This is a genomic window from Roseibium sp. (assembly GCF_048260565.1).
In the GTDB taxonomy this organism is placed as follows: domain Bacteria; phylum Pseudomonadota; class Alphaproteobacteria; order Rhizobiales; family Stappiaceae; genus Roseibium.
Genome location: NZ_JBLXGP010000002.1, coordinates 483,361 through 498,899 on the forward strand (window position 1 = coordinate 483,361; position 15,539 = coordinate 498,899).

Annotated in this window: 15 protein-coding genes and 1 riboswitch; of the genes, 7 read left to right on the forward strand and 8 right to left on the reverse strand. The window is 60.2% G+C overall.

What is annotated here, in order from left to right:
- Positions 1-53 precede the first annotated feature (53 nt).
- From ACN0SO_RS06665 to ACN0SO_RS06690, 6 genes are all read left to right on the forward strand, one after another.
- Positions 54-1,184: a glycosyltransferase family 2 protein gene (locus ACN0SO_RS06665; protein WP_417675817.1), complete on the forward strand. Its 1,131-nt coding sequence runs from the start codon at positions 54-56 to the stop codon at positions 1,182-1,184.
- Positions 1,139-2,704 (forward strand): ArnT family glycosyltransferase, encoded by a 1,566-nt coding sequence (locus ACN0SO_RS06670; protein WP_417675819.1) that lies wholly within the window; start codon positions 1,139-1,141, stop codon positions 2,702-2,704. The genes ACN0SO_RS06665 and ACN0SO_RS06670 overlap by 46 nt, the downstream gene beginning before the upstream one ends.
- 106 nt (positions 2,705-2,810) lie before the next feature.
- On the forward strand, positions 2,811-3,608 hold the full coding sequence (locus tag ACN0SO_RS06675) for a ChbG/HpnK family deacetylase (protein WP_417675821.1): 798 nt from the start codon (positions 2,811-2,813) through the stop codon (positions 3,606-3,608).
- 142 nt (positions 3,609-3,750) lie between these two features.
- Positions 3,751-4,872: a hypothetical protein gene (locus tag ACN0SO_RS06680; protein ID WP_417675823.1), complete on the forward strand. Its 1,122-nt coding sequence runs from the start codon at positions 3,751-3,753 to the stop codon at positions 4,870-4,872.
- 198 nt (positions 4,873-5,070) lie between these two features.
- Positions 5,071-5,760, forward strand: a complete 690-nt coding sequence (locus ACN0SO_RS06685) for a Crp/Fnr family transcriptional regulator (RefSeq protein ID WP_417675825.1) — start codon at positions 5,071-5,073, stop codon at positions 5,758-5,760.
- 74 nt (positions 5,761-5,834) lie between these two features.
- Positions 5,835-6,182, forward strand: coding sequence for an acyl-CoA thioesterase (locus tag ACN0SO_RS06690; RefSeq protein ID WP_417676401.1), 348 nt, complete (start codon positions 5,835-5,837; stop codon positions 6,180-6,182).
- Here the strand turns inward: ACN0SO_RS06690 and ACN0SO_RS06695 are convergent.
- The gene (locus ACN0SO_RS06695) at positions 6,179-6,484 is read right to left on the reverse strand and encodes a hypothetical protein (protein ID WP_417675827.1); all 306 of its coding nucleotides are present in this window, start codon (positions 6,482-6,484) and stop codon (positions 6,179-6,181) included. The genes ACN0SO_RS06690 and ACN0SO_RS06695 overlap by 4 nt on opposite strands.
- Positions 6,485-6,531: 47 nt before the next feature.
- Positions 6,532-6,653: riboswitch (SAM-I-IV-variant riboswitch) on the reverse strand.
- 110 nt (positions 6,654-6,763) lie between these two features.
- On the opposite strand from ACN0SO_RS06695, the gene ACN0SO_RS06700 reads away from it, so the two are divergent.
- Positions 6,764-7,483 carry a YoaK family protein gene (locus tag ACN0SO_RS06700; RefSeq protein ID WP_417676403.1) on the forward strand — a complete coding sequence of 240 codons (720 nt, stop codon included), beginning with the start codon at positions 6,764-6,766 and terminating at the stop codon, positions 7,481-7,483.
- A gap of 48 nt (positions 7,484-7,531) precedes the next feature.
- On the opposite strand, the gene ACN0SO_RS06705 is transcribed toward ACN0SO_RS06700, so the two are convergent.
- The 7 genes from ACN0SO_RS06705 to ACN0SO_RS06735 all read right to left on the reverse strand — a co-directional run bounded on the left by ACN0SO_RS06705 (position 7,532) and on the right by ACN0SO_RS06735 (position 15,397).
- A complete protein-coding gene (locus ACN0SO_RS06705; RefSeq protein WP_417675829.1) occupies positions 7,532-7,747 on the reverse strand; it encodes a SlyX family protein in 216 nt (71 codons plus the stop codon).
- A gap of 58 nt (positions 7,748-7,805) precedes the next feature.
- On the reverse strand, positions 7,806-9,602 hold the full coding sequence (locus ACN0SO_RS06710; protein WP_417675831.1) for an HTTM domain-containing protein: 1,797 nt from the start codon (positions 9,600-9,602) through the stop codon (positions 7,806-7,808).
- Positions 9,603-10,022: 420 nt separating this feature from the next.
- Positions 10,023-11,666: a chaperonin GroEL gene (gene groL, locus ACN0SO_RS06715; protein WP_417675833.1), complete on the reverse strand. Its 1,644-nt coding sequence runs from the start codon at positions 11,664-11,666 to the stop codon at positions 10,023-10,025.
- Between the two features lie 52 nt (positions 11,667-11,718).
- Positions 11,719-12,006: a co-chaperone GroES gene (groES, locus tag ACN0SO_RS06720; protein WP_417675835.1), complete on the reverse strand. Its 288-nt coding sequence runs from the start codon at positions 12,004-12,006 to the stop codon at positions 11,719-11,721.
- 288 nt (positions 12,007-12,294) lie between these two features.
- Positions 12,295-12,864 (reverse strand): hypothetical protein, encoded by a 570-nt coding sequence (locus ACN0SO_RS06725; RefSeq protein WP_417675837.1) that lies wholly within the window; start codon positions 12,862-12,864, stop codon positions 12,295-12,297.
- Positions 12,865-12,981: 117 nt separating this feature from the next.
- Positions 12,982-14,460 carry a sigma-54 dependent transcriptional regulator gene (locus tag ACN0SO_RS06730; protein WP_417675839.1) on the reverse strand — a complete coding sequence of 493 codons (1,479 nt, stop codon included), beginning with the start codon at positions 14,458-14,460 and terminating at the stop codon, positions 12,982-12,984.
- A gap of 187 nt (positions 14,461-14,647) precedes the next feature.
- Positions 14,648-15,397 (reverse strand): hypothetical protein, encoded by a 750-nt coding sequence (locus ACN0SO_RS06735; protein ID WP_417675841.1) that lies wholly within the window; start codon positions 15,395-15,397, stop codon positions 14,648-14,650.
- Positions 15,398-15,539: the final 142 nt, after the last annotated feature.

Consider the following 15,539-nt stretch of genomic DNA (forward strand, 5'->3'; position numbering starts at 1 on the left):
TACGGGATAGGACGGCCACCGGCAGCGGTGGCCAGGACGGAAGTTTCATGCACATGATCGATAAAGTCTCAGTCGAAGCGGAGGAGGCCGTGTGGCCTTCGGCGGAACTGAGTGTCATCCTGCCGACGTTCAACGAGGCGGAAAACGTTCCGATCGTAATCGGGCTGCTCGACGAGGCGCTGCACGGCATCGCCTGGGAAGCCATCGTCGTCGACGACAATTCGCCCGACGGGACGGCGGATGTGGCGCGGGAAATCGCAGGCCGCGATCCACGCGTCCGCGTGATCCGCCGCTTCGGCCGCCGCGGGCTCTCCGGGGCCTGTATCGAAGGCATGCTGGCGAGCTCCGCTCCTTATGTGGCGGTGATGGATGCCGATCTGCAGCATGACGAGACGCTGCTGCCGCGCATGCTGCAGGAGCTTCGCCACACCGATACCGATCTGGTGGTCGCCAGCCGCAAGGTGGAAGGCGGAGACATCGGCTCCGGCCTGTCCTCTATCCGGACCTGGGGGTCGAATGTGGCCAACGGCCTGGCCCAGAAGCTTTTGAACGTGTCCCTGTCGGATCCCATGAGCGGCTTCTTCATGATCCGCCGGGAAGAGGCGGAAGCGCTTGCTCCCAAGCTCTCCGCACAGGGCTTCAAGATTCTTCTGGACATGGTGTCCAGCGCAAAGGGGCGCCTGAAAATCCGGGAATTGCCCTTCACCTTCCGCGAGCGCCAGCACGGCGAGAGCAAGCTCGATACGCTGGTAACCCTCGACTACTTCGGCCTGCTGCTCGCGAAATACTTCGGCAACGTCATCTCCGTTCGCTTCCTGATGTTCGGTCTGGTCGGCGCAAGCGGCCTGTTCGTGCATCTGGTCGCACTCCGGCTCTTTCTCACGGTCGGGGCCTTCGAATTCAATCTGGCCCAGACGGCGGCTTCCTTCGTCGCCATGACCTCGAATTTCTTCCTGAACAACCAGCTTACCTATCGCGACCGGCGTTTGCGCGGGTTCAAGGCCATCCAGGGACTGCTCACCTTCTACGCGGTCTGTAGCGTCGGTGTGCTTGCCAATGTGGGCGTTGCCAGCCTGATCTATTCCGAACCGTCCTACTGGTGGTTTGCCGGCGCGTCCGGTGCGATCATGGGGGCGGTTTGGAATTATGCGGCAAGTTCGGCCCTGACCTGGCGCAAGGGCTGATCGCCAACAAGGGCCTGGAAATGAAAAGTACGTCTCACTGGCAGGCCTTGCCGGTCTATCTGCGACCAGTCTTTCTGTGCCTGTTCGTGCTGGCCCTGACGGTACTTAAGCTCTGGTCGGCAGCCAACGCCTGGTTCGTCGAGGACGAAGCCTATTATCGCCTGTGGGGGCAGTTCCCGGCGCTCAGCTACTACGACCATCCGCCGATGATCGGCTGGTGGGCCTGGGCGGGCCAGCAACTCGTCGGCGATACGTTCCTCGGAACGCGGCTTGTCGTCGTCCTGACATCGGCGCTCGGGTCGCTGGCGCTCTGGCGCACGGCTTTTCTGCTGTTCGACCGGCGTGTCGCCGGCTGGGCCGTGCTTTTTCTGAATGCCAGCATCCTGGTCGGCGTCGGCGGTATTCTGGCGACCCCCGATGCGCCGTCCGTCCTTTTCTGGGGCCTGGCGCTGTGGGCGCTGGCGGAGCTCTACCGGTCGAACAACGCCAACTGGTGGCTGGCCGTCGGCCTGTTTGCCGGTCTCGGGCTTCTGTCGAAATATTCGGTGCTGTTTCTCGGTGTCGGCATCGTTGTTTGGCTGTTGTGGGCAAGAGGCGCGCGGCGCTGGTTCTTCAGCTGGCAACTCTGGGTCGGCGGCGCGCTTGCACTGCTTATGTTCGTTCCGGTCCTCTACTGGAACCATCTCCACGACTGGGCGAGCTTCTACAAGCAATTCGGCAGGGCCGGGCGGGGCGACTGGACCTCCAGATACATCTTCGAGTTTACGGGCGGGCTTCTGGGGCTGGTCAATCCGCTGCTCGCCGTCCCCGCGATCTTCGGGGCCGTTCGTCTCGGCAGGCGAACTCTTCGCCGGGACGGCGCCGCCACTCTCATTCTCCTGACCGTGCTGCCGTTCCTCGCCTATCTCGTCTTTCATTCGCTGCATGCCCGGGTCCAGGCCAACTGGCCGGCACCCCTGTTTCCCGCCTTTGCCATCATGGCGGCGGTCTTCGTCGCCTACCCGAATGGCTGGGACGTCTGGTGGCGGCGCCTGTCGATCGCCGGCATTGCGTTGGGCGTAACGGTAGCGGTCGTCATCCAGATCCATGCGGTCACACCGCTCACCGGCACGCTTGCCCGCAAGGATCCCACGTTCCAGCTGCGCGGCTGGCCCGAAATCGGCGAGGAGATCCGGAGTATCGCGGAGGAAACGGGAGCCGCCTATATCGCGACCACCGGCTACGGGCTCAATGCCCAGCTTGCCTATCTGTTCAAGGATGAGCTTCCGGTCCTTCAGCTCAACGAACGTATCCGTTATGCCATGCTGCCGTCCCCGGATCCGGCCCTGTTCCGGAAAAAGGGGCTTTATGTCACTTTGGAACGCCGCGACCGCGTCGAGCGGCTCAGGCAAATTTATGGCGACGTGATGAAGGCCGCTTCCCTGACCCGGAGTGTGGATGGAACCTTTCTGGAACACATAGTGGTCTATGAGGTTCCAGGACTTCCGAATATGCCGCTTCTACCCGACGAAGACGATTGATCTTTGAAGGGAATAGTCTTTCTAAGGTTGAAATCCGCATGATATTGCCGCAGGGATAAGTACCCGTCACGGTTACCGCCATTTTGTGCGCTAGGCATTTTGGAAAATGAAAAGAATTACACTGGGCGCCCTCGACTACGCGGTGGCCTTTGGCGTCGACAGAGCCTTGCGCTCCCTGCTTCTGGAAGGCCGCTTGAGCGCGGTCGGGTGTCTGGTCGCGAGCGAGCTTTGGGCGCGCGAGTTCAAGCCCATGCAGGAAGTCGCCGAGAAGGTGGGCCAAAAGGCGCTGATCGGTGTCACGCTGGCCTTCAGCGGAGATCGGGTCCATCCGGTCAGCGAACGGATGCGCAAACTCTACCGCGAAAAAATGCCGAGCCGGAGCTTTGTCGAGCGCCGGGCCATGCTGCGGCTGTTGCCGGATGAGGTCTTCGCCGCGGAGGCCGATGCCCAGTTGACGCGCTTTACCTTTCTGATGAACCGGGAACCGGATTTCGTCGCCGTCCGGGAAGGGCTCATGGAGCGATCGGTGATCGCGAGGCATGTGTTCGATGCCATCGAAAGAGCCGGATTTGAACGCACCCCGAAGATTATTTCGCCTTTTGAGCCGGGGTTGCATGCCAAACGTCTTGACCGGATTGCCGCGAAAAAGGGGATAGAGGTCCTGCCCAAGGGTCCGCCCGTTCCCGAAACGTCGGATTCCGAAGATCTGCACCGCAAACTCCGGCATCATTTCGATGGACTGCGGGATATGACCTTTGTCCCCTGTATTCCCGCCCAGGTGGATGATCGGCTGCGCCGCGAGGAACCGCGCGAAAAGGTCACCATGCGGGAGTGTCAGTGGAAAGTGCTCCGAAGCGACCGCTTTTTCCATACCCTGGAAGAAGCAGACATTTTTCTGAATTAGCCCGCATTCTTTATCGGGCCGGGACGGGTCGCCACCAGGTCAGATTCGCCGGCTTCCGTTTCAACATTCTCGTTTAACGATTATCCGGTAGATTTTGCCTGTGTTTGTTTAGTTGGATTTTTTCGGGATTTCAGTGGGCAAAATGGGACGAATTGAAACACAGGGACGCGTGCGCCCGATGGAGGAGAGTGACCTTGATCAGGTCGCCGGCCTTTTTTTACGCAATTTCAGGGCGGGAAGCAGTTTCGACATTTCCGATTTCAAAGCTTACGTCCGGGACGTGTTTTTCGATCCGTCCCGCTACGAGGAAGAAAGCGGAAGCATCGTCTATGAAAATGCCGAGGGCAGGATCCTCGCTTCGATTTTCAGCCTGCCGCTTCAGATTACCGCCAATGGCCGGATCTACAACGGCAAGCTCATGAGCTTCTTCATGAAAGACGTTGATGTAAGCAGCAGGTCCGTTGCTACCCTGTGTCTGGGATTGCGGCCGCGCCATCACGATTTCTGCTTTTCCGACACGGCAAATGTCATCACCCGGAGGATCGTTCTTGCGGGCCGCGGTGAGGAGCTTCCCCTGCAGTCGCTGAAATGGCGGCGTATGTTTCGTCCGGCCACCCATCTTAGTCTCAAGGTGGCCCGCAAGCTGCCCGGGCGACCGTCCAGGCTGGCCGGCGCGGTCGGAGGGCTCTGCGATCCGCTCCTGCGCAGAGCCGACCGCGCTCTGGTGCCTGATAGAGACTGCAAAACAACGAGCCACACGATCGGGCCTTCCCGCTTCCAACAGCTCGCTCAGGAGCATCTGCCCCGGTTTTCCGTTCACCCGACCTGGAACCTTGCGGAATTCGACTGGGTCCTGCAGCAGGCGGGGAAGAACAAGGCCCTGGGCCGCTGCGTGATCCGGGAGGTGATGAATGAAAAAGGCAACAGTATCGGCGCCTACCTTTATTTCGTGACCCCGGAGGGATATGCGGAAGTCTTCAACATTCTGAGCGCCTGCGGACGGGAAAGCGACGTCGTCAACGAATTGCTGCATCACTGCGACCGGGAAGGATATGTCGCGGCCGGCGGCATGAACCAGCCGTTCCTGATGGCGCCGCTGTCGGAGCAGAAATACGTTTCCTTCCGCCATCGCGGCCATTTCTGGATCATCACACGTCATCAGGACATCATCGACGCGGTCAGGCGCAACGATATCTACATCGGCGGGCTTGCTTCGGAGGGCTGGAACCGTTTGATGACGGGCTTCGGCCGGCAAGCCGGCTAGTTCGGCGCCCTGCAACGAAAAAACGGTTCCGGCGGGGAGACGGAACCGTTTTTCGGGGAGGTCAGGAAGGGGGAGGGGGAACCCGCTTCCATGTCTTTGTATATAGGGCTAATTTGATCGGGCGCACGTGATGTGGGTCACAAAAGTGCGCTTGGCGGGAAATGACATGCCCCTGGTGTCGGGGCAGGAGGCGGGGCAGTGGCCGAGATACAGGAATTTCTGCAGAACAGCTTTTCGCTTGAGGGCTTGTCGTCGGAACTGGCGGAGGGCCTGTCGGCTCTTGCCCGGCCGATGAAGATCGGCGCCGGCACGATCCTTTTCGAAAACGGTGACCCGGGCAACGGCTGCTACGCCGTGCTTGAAGGCTCACTCAAGGTCTCAATTCTCTCTGTGGACGGGGATGAGCAACTGCTGGCCGTTCTCGGGCCGGGTGACCTCGTCGGCGAACTGGCGCTTCTGGACGGCAGGCCCAGGTCCGCGACGGTCAGCGCCTTGAAAGCCGCCAATCTGGCCTTCATCGACAAGGCCGCATTCGAGCGGTTTGCGGACGCCAATCCGGCCGTCTACCGGCACATGCTGTCGATCGTCGGCGGGCGTCTGCGCCAGGCGAACGATGTTCTGGCAGCACGGTCTTTCCTGCCGTTGCCTGGACGCGTGGCCCAGGCGCTGCTACAGCTTTCGGAGACTTTCGGCAAGCCGATCGACGGCGGCCGTATCCTGATCCACTACAAGCTGAGCCAGGCGGACATCGCCAATATGGCAGGCGCGGCGCGCGAAAACGTGAGCCGGGTGCTGAACGATTGGAAGCGCGCGGGCACGATCAGCCGGATCTCCGGCTATTACTGCCTGGAGCGGCCGGAGCTGCTGCAGCAGGCGGCAACACTGTAATTTTCAAGAACAAAGGTAAGTCGAAATTGGCAGACACCGAAGAAACCTCTCTCGGCGAACTCACGCTGCGCACCATGGCCATGCCGGCCGACACCAATGCGGCCGGCGATATCTTCGGCGGCTGGGTGTTGTCCCAGATGGATCTTTCCGCCGGGATCGCCGCAGGCCAACGGGCCGCCGGTCGCGTCGTCACGATCGCCGTCGACAAGATGAAATTCATCCGCCCGGTCCATGTCGGAGATGTCCTGTGCGTCTACAGCCGCATCGGCCGCGTCGGAACCTCATCGATAGAGGTGCAGTTGGAGGCATGGGCGCTGCGCCACCGTTTTGGCCACCGGGAAAAGGTCACACAGGCGACGTTCACCATGGTTGCCGTCGATGAAGACGGCCGTCCGCGGCCTGTGCCCAAGGAATGCCCTTAACGCCGTTCCCGGCGGCGGTTCAGGATGTCGGCAAACAGCCGTTCGTCGACAGCGTATAGACACCCTTCCGCCCATAGGCGTAACAGATCCTGCAAGCGGTGCAGCCGTTGTTCAACCGTCAGCGGCGGTTCGTGGCGCGGCAGGCCGCCGATGAGACGCAGCTGATCGATGCGCATCAGAACGCAAGTCTCGGCCGCTTCGATCCATCGCTGCGCTTCCTCAGCGAAACTCTGGCCCGTATCCGTGTCATTCAAACCGGCAATCAGGCTGGCAGCCCGTCCGGCAAAAGCGTCTAGAGACAAAAAATCCTCCATCGGTTTCCCGAGGAGGACTGGCGCAAATATTCCTGGTCGAACCGCTTGGTTGCCGAACGTACTGCAAGACGTTTCAATCGGCCACATCCCCGGCGGGAACCACCTTGCCCGGTCAGGCAGGTTGGTGAGGGCGCCAGCCCTTCTCTTGATGATGGCGGCCTTATGGCATGCCCGTATCGGCCCGTCAATTCTGCTTTCATTTTGCGCGAAACGCGATCGGGCTATAAAGCGAAGTGTGTCCAATTAAACGGAAGGATCGTGGCAACTATGCGGCTGGATCCGAGGGGTTTCTTACATCATTCACAGCCTTCGACGGCAGCCATCCTGGCGTTCTGTGCCTGCTTTATCGATGTGGTGTGCATCGTGGGGCTGTTTCATACCTTCACGGCGTTCATTACGGGAACGCTCGTCGTCTTGTCGACCGAGCTGTTTCAGACCCCCGAAGCCGCTCCGCTCAAGCTCATCGTGCTCGGTGTCTTCTTTATCTCGACGCTAGGCTGGTACGCGCTCGTTCTCCGCATGCGCCGTTCGGGCCGCGGGTCCCTGCGCATGCTGTTGTTGATCGAAGCGGCGCTGCTCACGTCCTTCATGTTGATTGCGGCCTTGTCGGCCCCGCTTTCAGGACCACTCGCAATCGCCACGCTTGTCGCCGTGAGCCTGTCCACCTTCGCCATGTCGTTGCAGAACGTCGTCATGAGCGAGATTTTGAATTTCCATGCCCCCACCACCATCATGACCGGGAACACGATCCGGCTCGTGTCCGGGCTGGTGGATGGCTGGAGGGGGCGGCGGGAAGAGGGGACGGACAACGCGCGCCATAGGGTCAGGCGGCATGGCCGGGTGATCATCGCCTTTACGGCGGGCGGTCTTGTCGGCGGCTACTGCATGTCGCAGATCGGCTTCTGGAGCCTGGCGATACCCGTCGGCCTGATTACCCTGGTCGGATTGGCGCAGCCGCATGAACCCTTGGCAGCGGAAAAGGCCTGAGCGAATGCCCCGATATTGGCTTGCCGAGCTGCAAGGGAGAGGGGCGTTCTAATAATGCGGCGGCTTCTCGACCTGATGGCCGGGCAGGGCGTTCTCGATCAGCTCCTCCATCTGATCGGTCATGTCGGCCAGTTTGCGGGTCAGACGGTCGATCTGCCGGCCTTGCTCGAAGACGACGGTGTTCAGTTCGTCGATCGTCTGATTGGCATGGGCCAGGTCGATTTCCAGTTTTTCCAGTCGGGCTTCGGTGTCCATGGCGCTCATTCAATCGCGTGTCGGTATGGGGGAGATGATGCAGTCCTAGACGACCGCCGTGAAAAGTCTAGCCGAAACAGTCATGGCTCCACACGAGCCGCGGTTTCGGCGTCTTGTCGCCTCCCGGAGGCGGTGTTTTTTCCACCTGAAAGTAAATCTTGAAGGTGGTCAGCGCCGGCAGATCCGGATGTTCCTCGGACCAGGTCCGGCACAGGAACCGTGCGTAATTCAGGGCAAGGATTTGCGGGCGGTCTTCGTAGGAGTTGTCCTCCAGATTGGACAGGAATTTCCGCCAGCGGTAATTGGAATAGACCCTCGAGACGACGTCGGGCTTCTGGAAGACGGCGGGGCCGAGCCGACCGTTATAGACGTCTACCTGCGTACCGTCCTGCAGCTTGCCCGGGATGACCGGCCAGGGGCTGTTCATCTCCGGGTAAGGCGCGAACATGGTCCAGTTCTGGTAGAGGCCCAGGGCCTGGCGCAGGTCTACGAAAGCGTTGGGCAGCGAAAAGGGGCTTGCCGGTAGCGTCGAAATATTCTGGACGGTGATGAAGCCGAGGAAAACAGCCGCCAGAACCTGTGTTGCCTTTCCGATGTGAACCGTTGTCTGCCGCCATGGCAGAAGCCGCGCGGTGAGGCTTGACAGGCCGCCTCTGTGCCGGCCGACGAGGTCATAACAGCGGTCGCCAAGCCGCTTGAGCGGGCCGAGGCGCAGGACCAATGCCAGAGGCAGAAACACCCGGGATGCAGACAGGAGCGCAATCAGCCCGTCGGCCTTGAAGAACCGGTCATCGCCGATCGTCACCACCCACGAATTGCGCGCCGTGAGTTCGGCCCCGATCTTCGGATCCTCCTGCGCCGGACGGATGCCGGCTGCGGGCAGGAACAGGAAGGTGCGCAGAATATGGCAGGTCTTTTCGCAGAAGGAACAGCCCTGATCGTACCAGAGGGTAATTGCCGGAGAGGGCATGCGGAAGAGGCGTCCCGTGATCGCATCCCACATCCAGGAGGGCATGAAGGTGAGATTCATGACGATGGAGATGTAGGGAAAGAGCCCGATCTCCAGGAAGAAACAGAAGGCGATATGCATGGTCATGAAGGCGAGCATGACCAGGGTGCGGAAGGTGCGATGGAAGATCGGCGAAAAGATCAGGAACGGTCCGATCAGTTCCAGGACATAAACGTAATAGGTCAGGCCGGTCATCGCGTCCTGAAACTGGCGAAACCAGAGCGAAAACGGCGTCACCAGGTAGTCGAGCTGAAGGGCGTAATAGACCGCATTGCCGTCGGGCACCCAGATCGGGTGGGTCTTCAAGAGGGCGCTGAAGAAATACATCGACATGCCCTGGATAAGCAGGGCGAACGTTGCCACGGAGAAATAGGCGTTGTCGGGATAGTCCCGTGTCCTGCTCAAGGCGCGGTCCAGCGAGTAGCGGGCGCCGATCGGCAGGAACATGGCCCAGAACATCAACAGAAGCGCCAGATTGTCTTCGCCTGACAGGATGAAGGTGTTCCGGTTCTGCACGGACAGCAGCAGCGCCCAGGAGAGCGCGGTCATCAGCCGCGTGCGCCAGCCGAGGATCAGCCCGACGGCCGCCAATGCGGCAAGGGCGAAAAGCAGGCCCTGGAAGAAGGCGGCACCGTTCGCAAGATGAAGGGACCATGAACCGGAATTCAGCTGATCGATCTGAACCGCGCGGGGCATGATGCCCTGATCGGTGTAATGGGCGGACAGGTCACGAGCGCGCAGGACGAGATCGAACAGGACATAGAACCCCAGCAACACCCGGAACAGGGCCAGGGTCCGCAGATCGATCCCGAAGAGTGTCCGGGCCGGTGTCCATTCAATCCAGCGTCTGTGCATGGTCAATATGCCGGCGGGCTTTGTTATCCGTAGTGGCAGCTCTTCACCGGAATTGAGCTTGAGGGCTGATGGTTAACAATGTCTCCACAGAGACCAGAGGACGCAAAAAGGGCGGCCCGGGGACCGCCTTGAGCCTGGTACCAAACTCCGATTTCGTCATCCCGGGCGAACGACAGTGAGACCCGGGACCGGAGAGCCGGGGTCTTTGTCAGATTCGCCTTGCTGAAGCGGTCAGGCCTTTGCCTCCCCGGTCCCGGATCTCCGCTATCGCTTCGTCCGGGATTGTTTGTTTTGAGCGGGGCTTGTTAGAAGCACCCCGCGCAGCACAGCTGCGCAACCAACATGATGGGCGGCACGCCAACATACAAAAAAGGGCGGCCCGAAGACCGCCCTTTTCCGTAAGCTTTTGAGCGTGGCTTCTTAGAAGCCCATACCGCCCATGCCGCCCATGTCGCCACCGCCCGGCATAGCCGGTGCGTCCTTCTTCGGAAGCTCGGCAACCATGGCTTCGGTGGTGATCAGCAGGCCTGCGACGGAAGCAGCGTCCTGAAGCGCGGTGCGCACGACCTTGGTCGGGTCGATGATGCCGGCTTCGATCATGTTGACGAATTCTTCCGTCTGGGCGTTGAAGCCGAAGGTAATGTCGCTGTTTTCCTGGATCTTGCCGACAACGATGGAACCTTCGACGCCAGCGTTTTCAGCGATCTGACGGATCGGAGCTTCCAGAGCGCGGAGCACGATCTTGATGCCGGCCTGAATGTCAGGGTTGTCGGAAGTCAGCTTCTCGACAGCAGACTTGGCGCGCAGCAGAGCGGTGCCGCCACCCGGGACGATGCCTTCTTCAACCGCAGCGCGGGTTGCGTTCAGGGCGTCGTCGACGCGGTCCTTCTTTTCCTTCACTTCGATTTCAGTCGCACCGCCGACGCGGATGACTGCGACGCCGCCGGCCAGCTTGGCAAGACGTTCCTGCAGCTTTTCACGATCGTAATCGGAGGTGGTTTCCTCGATCTGAGCCTTGATCTGGCCAACGCGGCCCTGGATGTCGTCCTTGGAACCCGCGCCATCGACGATGGTGGTGGTTTCCTTGGTGATCGACACCTTCTCGGCGGTGCCGAGCATGTCGAGGGTGACGTTTTCCAGCTTGATGCCGAGATCTTCGGAGATCACGGTGCCGCCGGTCAGGATCGCGATGTCTTCCAGCATGGCCTTGCGGCGGTCGCCGAAGCCCGGAGCCTTGACGGCAGCGATCTTCAGACCGCCGCGCAGCTTGTTGACGACGAGCGTTGCGAGAGCTTCGCCTTCGACGTCTTCAGCAATGATGAGCAGCGGACGGGAAGACTGAACGACAGCTTCCAGGATCGGCAGCATGGCCTGCAGGTTGGAAAGCTTCTTCTCGTGGAGAAGGATGTACGGCTTTTCCAGATCGGCCAGCATCTTGTCGGCGTTGGTGACGAAGTACGGCGACAGGTAGCCGCGGTCGAACTGCATGCCTTCGACGACTTCCAGCTCGGTTTCCAGCGACTTGGCTTCCTCGACGGTGATGACACCTTCGTTGCCGACCTTCTGCATGGCTTCGGCAATGTCCTTGCCGACCTGCGTGTCGCCGTTTGCGGAGATGGTGCCGACCTGAGCCACTTCTGCAGAGGTGGTGATGGTCTTGGAAGCGCCTTCCAGGTACTTGACGGCTTCCAGAGCAGCTAGGTCAACGCCGCGCTTCAGGTCCATCGGGTTCATGCCGGCAGCAACGGCCTTGCAGCCTTCCTTGACGATGGACTGGGCCAGAACGGTCGCGGTCGTGGTGCCGTCGCCAGCGATGTCGTTGGTCTTGGAAGCCACTTCGCGCACCATCTGGGCGCCCATGTTCTCGAACTTGTCTTCCAGTTCGATTTCCTTGGCGACCGAAACACCGTCCTTGGTGATGCGCGGTGCGCCGAAGGCCTTGTCGAGGACCACGTTGCGGCCTTTAGGGCCCAGGGTCACCTTGACAGCGTTTGCAAGGGTGTCGACGCCGCGGAGCATCTTCTCGCGGGCGTCAGAGGAGAACTTTACGTCCTTTGCAGCCATTTTAACGTCTCACTTTTTAATTGGAATAACGGGTGAAATCAGGGGGCTCCGATTAGGAGATCACGCCCATGATGTCGGATTCCTTCATGATCAAGAGGTCTTCACCGTCGATCTTGACTTCGGTGCCGGACCACTTGCCGAACAGAACACGGTCGCCGGCCTTCACATCGAGTGCGACCACCTTGCCGGACTCGTCGCGTGCGCCATTGCCTACGGCAACGACTTCGCCTTCCTGCGGCTTTTCCTTGGCGGTATCCGGAATGATGATGCCGCCTTTGGTCTTTTCTTCGGAATCGACGCGGCGGACAACGACACGGTCGTGCAGCGGACGAAATGTCATTTGGCTTTTTCCTCTCATGGGGCACGCCCCCACACTTACAGGCAGCGTGCTGGCATGAACTTAAGGGTCTTATTGAGATGCCGGTCCACAGACACGGCATCTGTTAGCACTCCCGAAAGGCGAGTGCTAACAGCCGACGATTTAGGTCCGCCGCCTGGGCTTGTCAATGGTGGGTCGGGAGAAATATCGCTTGTGAAACCGATGTAAACGGCAGCTGAACCGACATTGGCCAATCCGCGGCCAAGTTCGGGATGGCTATGTGAAAGCGCATCAGCTTCGCTTGGCGGCTTACTGTCCGGCCGAAATGGAGAAGGGCAGGGAGATCGTTCCGGATTTTCCGCCGATCTTGTCGTTGAATGTCGTTTCCAGCGTGTAGTCGCCAACGGGCAGTCCGCTGAACTGGAACGACAGGGATGTCGGCAGTTCTCTTTTGGCGGACCGGGTCGTGCCGGAGAAATCCGCGAACCCGTCCTGGGAGGCAAGCACCTGTCCGGTCGTGTTCAAAAGGCGGTAGCTTGCCTGAAGGGAATAGCTGTAACCGTCCTCCGACGAGGAAAACCCGTAGCCGACCGGTTCCGCATAGACCGTGAGCGGTTCATCGGCCGCAAAGGCCGGTGTTGCGCGCGGGGTATATTGTCCGTATCCGCTCGCCGGCGCTTCGGCGAAGGTCGCCGTCGTGAAGGCAAGGCCGGAAGTATTCCAGGCACTGGAGAGCGCGGCCAGACTATCGGCGAGCGCGCCTTCCGGTTTAGGAAAGTCCGGTGAACCCGTCTGAGCGATAGATGCATAGGAAAGCGTCGTCGCGGCCAGGAATAGCGCGCCCCTTACCGCTTGCCGAGCAAAGAAACCTTTTTGCATTTACTTACCCCTGAGCCAGCCCAACAGCATTGTTTTTTCAACTGCTTTTCAGCCGATATAGACCGCCTTCGGCCAAGACACAAGGATTTGCGTGCAGTGCGGTAAACGCGAAACCGGCTAAAGGCTTCGCCCCGACCAGGATTGACGCTTGCGATAGATTGTCGACGGGCTGATTTCGAGAGCCGCTGCCGCCATGGCAATATTGCCGTCGAAGGCGTCCAGCGCGTCCTCGATGATCCGACGTTCCTGCGCCCAGAGCGGTTCGATGGATCCGAAGGCCCGGCTTGGCGCGGACGCCCGTGCCCGTTCCCGCGACAGGTCGACGATCGAGTGTCCGCGTCCGGAGGGATCGCGGATCAGCATCGGCAGCATGTCCAGCGTGACGGCGGCTCCGTCGTTCATCACGACGATCTGGCGGATCGTGTTTTCAAGCTGGCGCACGTTGCCCGGCCAGGGATAGGTGAGCAGCTTTGCTTCCGCGTCTGCATCGAACCCCTTGAAGCCGCGACGTTCTTCTGCGGAATACCGCTCCAGGAAGGTCTGGGCCAGTGGCAGGATGTCGTCACGGCGTTCGCGCAGCGGCGGAAGCCGGACCGGGAGGACGTGAAGCCGGTAGTAGAGATCCTCGCGGAACCGCCCGGCGTTTATTTCGGCCAGAGGGTCCCGGTTGGTTGCGCAGATAATGCGCGCATCCACCTGACGGCTGGTCGTGTCGCCGAGGCGCTGAAACGTACCGGTCTGCAGGAACCGGAGCAGCTTGCTCTGAAGCAGCAAATCCATTTCGCCGATCTCGTCGAGGAACAGGGTCCCGCCGTCCGCCTGTTCGGCCGCCCCCGGTCGGCTTTCGGTCGCCCCTGTAAAGGCGCCGCGCATATATCCGAAAATTTCGCTTTCGATCAGGTCCCGCGGAATGGCCGCGCAATTGATGGTGATGAACGGCTTGTTTTTCCTGTCGGAGAGCGTGTGGATCGCACTGGCGCACAGTTCCTTGCCCGTACCCGATTCCCCTGTAATGAAGACGGGAGCCTGTGACGGCGCCATGCGTTTCACCTGATCGAAGACGGCAAGCATCGGCGCCGAGTTTCCGATCAGCTTTTCAAGGCCACGGGGGGCGGTGGCAGGGGCAATGATCGGCGCGCTCATGTCCGGCTCTGCGGCGATGGAATGATCGTTGGCGCTGGCGGTTTCGGTTCCTGGGCGCGGATCCCGCTGATCCAGCTGGAAATTGATTTTCGAAGCCAGGGCGTCCAGCGAGAACGGTTTGGTCAGGAAATCATGGGCGCCGGCGCGCATGGCGTTGACTGCACGGGATACGGAGCCCTTGGACGAGACCGCGACCAGAACGGTTTTGGGACAACGTACTGCAAAGGATTCCAGAACGTCTTCGCCGCCGATTGTCTCCAGGTCCAGGATCAGGATGTCGGTCGTCTTGTTGGCAAGCTCTCCGAGACACGAGCCCGGATCGGTATAAAGTGCGGGTTGCGCGCATGGAGCAGCCAGTTTTGCGCAAACGGCGGCGGTGCGAGTGGCTTCCGAGATCGAAGCATCTAGAACGCGTACCATAACGGGTCCCGTGAGACCCTCATTACTCCCCATCGCTGGGCATCCCCCATCATTTCAAGCAGGGTTCGACATGGATCGAACAGATCACCTGATGAATGTTTCTACGAACAGGGTAAACAAAGCGTTGTCATGGACGGAGAACCATGCCGCCTATCGAAGGGTGGGCAGGGGCTCAGACAGTCAATTCAGGACAAAAGGCCCGGATTAACGGGGCTCCGCCTCACAGAATGGTGCCGAGGGTATAGCCGGCAATAAATGCGAGAAACACGACGCAGATTGCCGCGGGAAGTCGCATCCTGTTCGGAATATTTCCCAAAAGCCAGGCAGTGTCGACCGACCCGGCCGGCTGATTTTCGACAGGATCCGCATCGGCCGCGGTCGCAAAAAAAGGCGTTTCAGGCGGGGGCGTCGTAAACGTGTTGTCCATATCGGGACCGGTCTGCTCGGAGACAGTGAGGTTCCGGTGGGGGGTTTCGCAAGGTTGCCCTTCCGGTTCCCGGTTCGTATCGGGCGAAGGGGTCGCCGATCCGATGCCCTTCGTCCTCAACTCGAAGACCGGCACATAGCTTCCCTTTGGAATTGCGATCTCGATCGGGTCATGTTTCCCGCTGCCTGCATAATATCTGGCAAGCCGGCGTCTCAAGCGGGCGGCTTCCACCCGAACGATCGGATCGGTCACGGGATTGAAGGAGACGTCCCGGCCGAGGGCTTCGACCGCGATCGTGTAGCCCTTGATTTCGTCAAGCCGGTTCTCGATCGCTTTTGAAACCACGTAGTGCAGGAAGGCGCGAAGCTGATCGACGGAGCTGAATTCGGAACTGTTGAGCACCTTGTGCAGGGCCAGCCGCGCGTCGTCGCTCGAAACCTGAACGGGGCTTGTGAAGCCGGACGGTTGATCGACTGTTAAAGGCCTGCCGGTTTCGCTTTCGCTCTCCTGCGGAAGCCGGGAATGTCGCCCGGCTGTCATCATGGCTCCCCCCTGCATTTTCTGATCAGTCGTGCATTCTTTCGATGACGTATGAAATCAAGACCGAAAATATCATTACGTTACGTTAACCAAGGCATTGGAGCTAGGAAAGGAAAAAAACGAGGTGGCTCATAAGTTCGGCTGT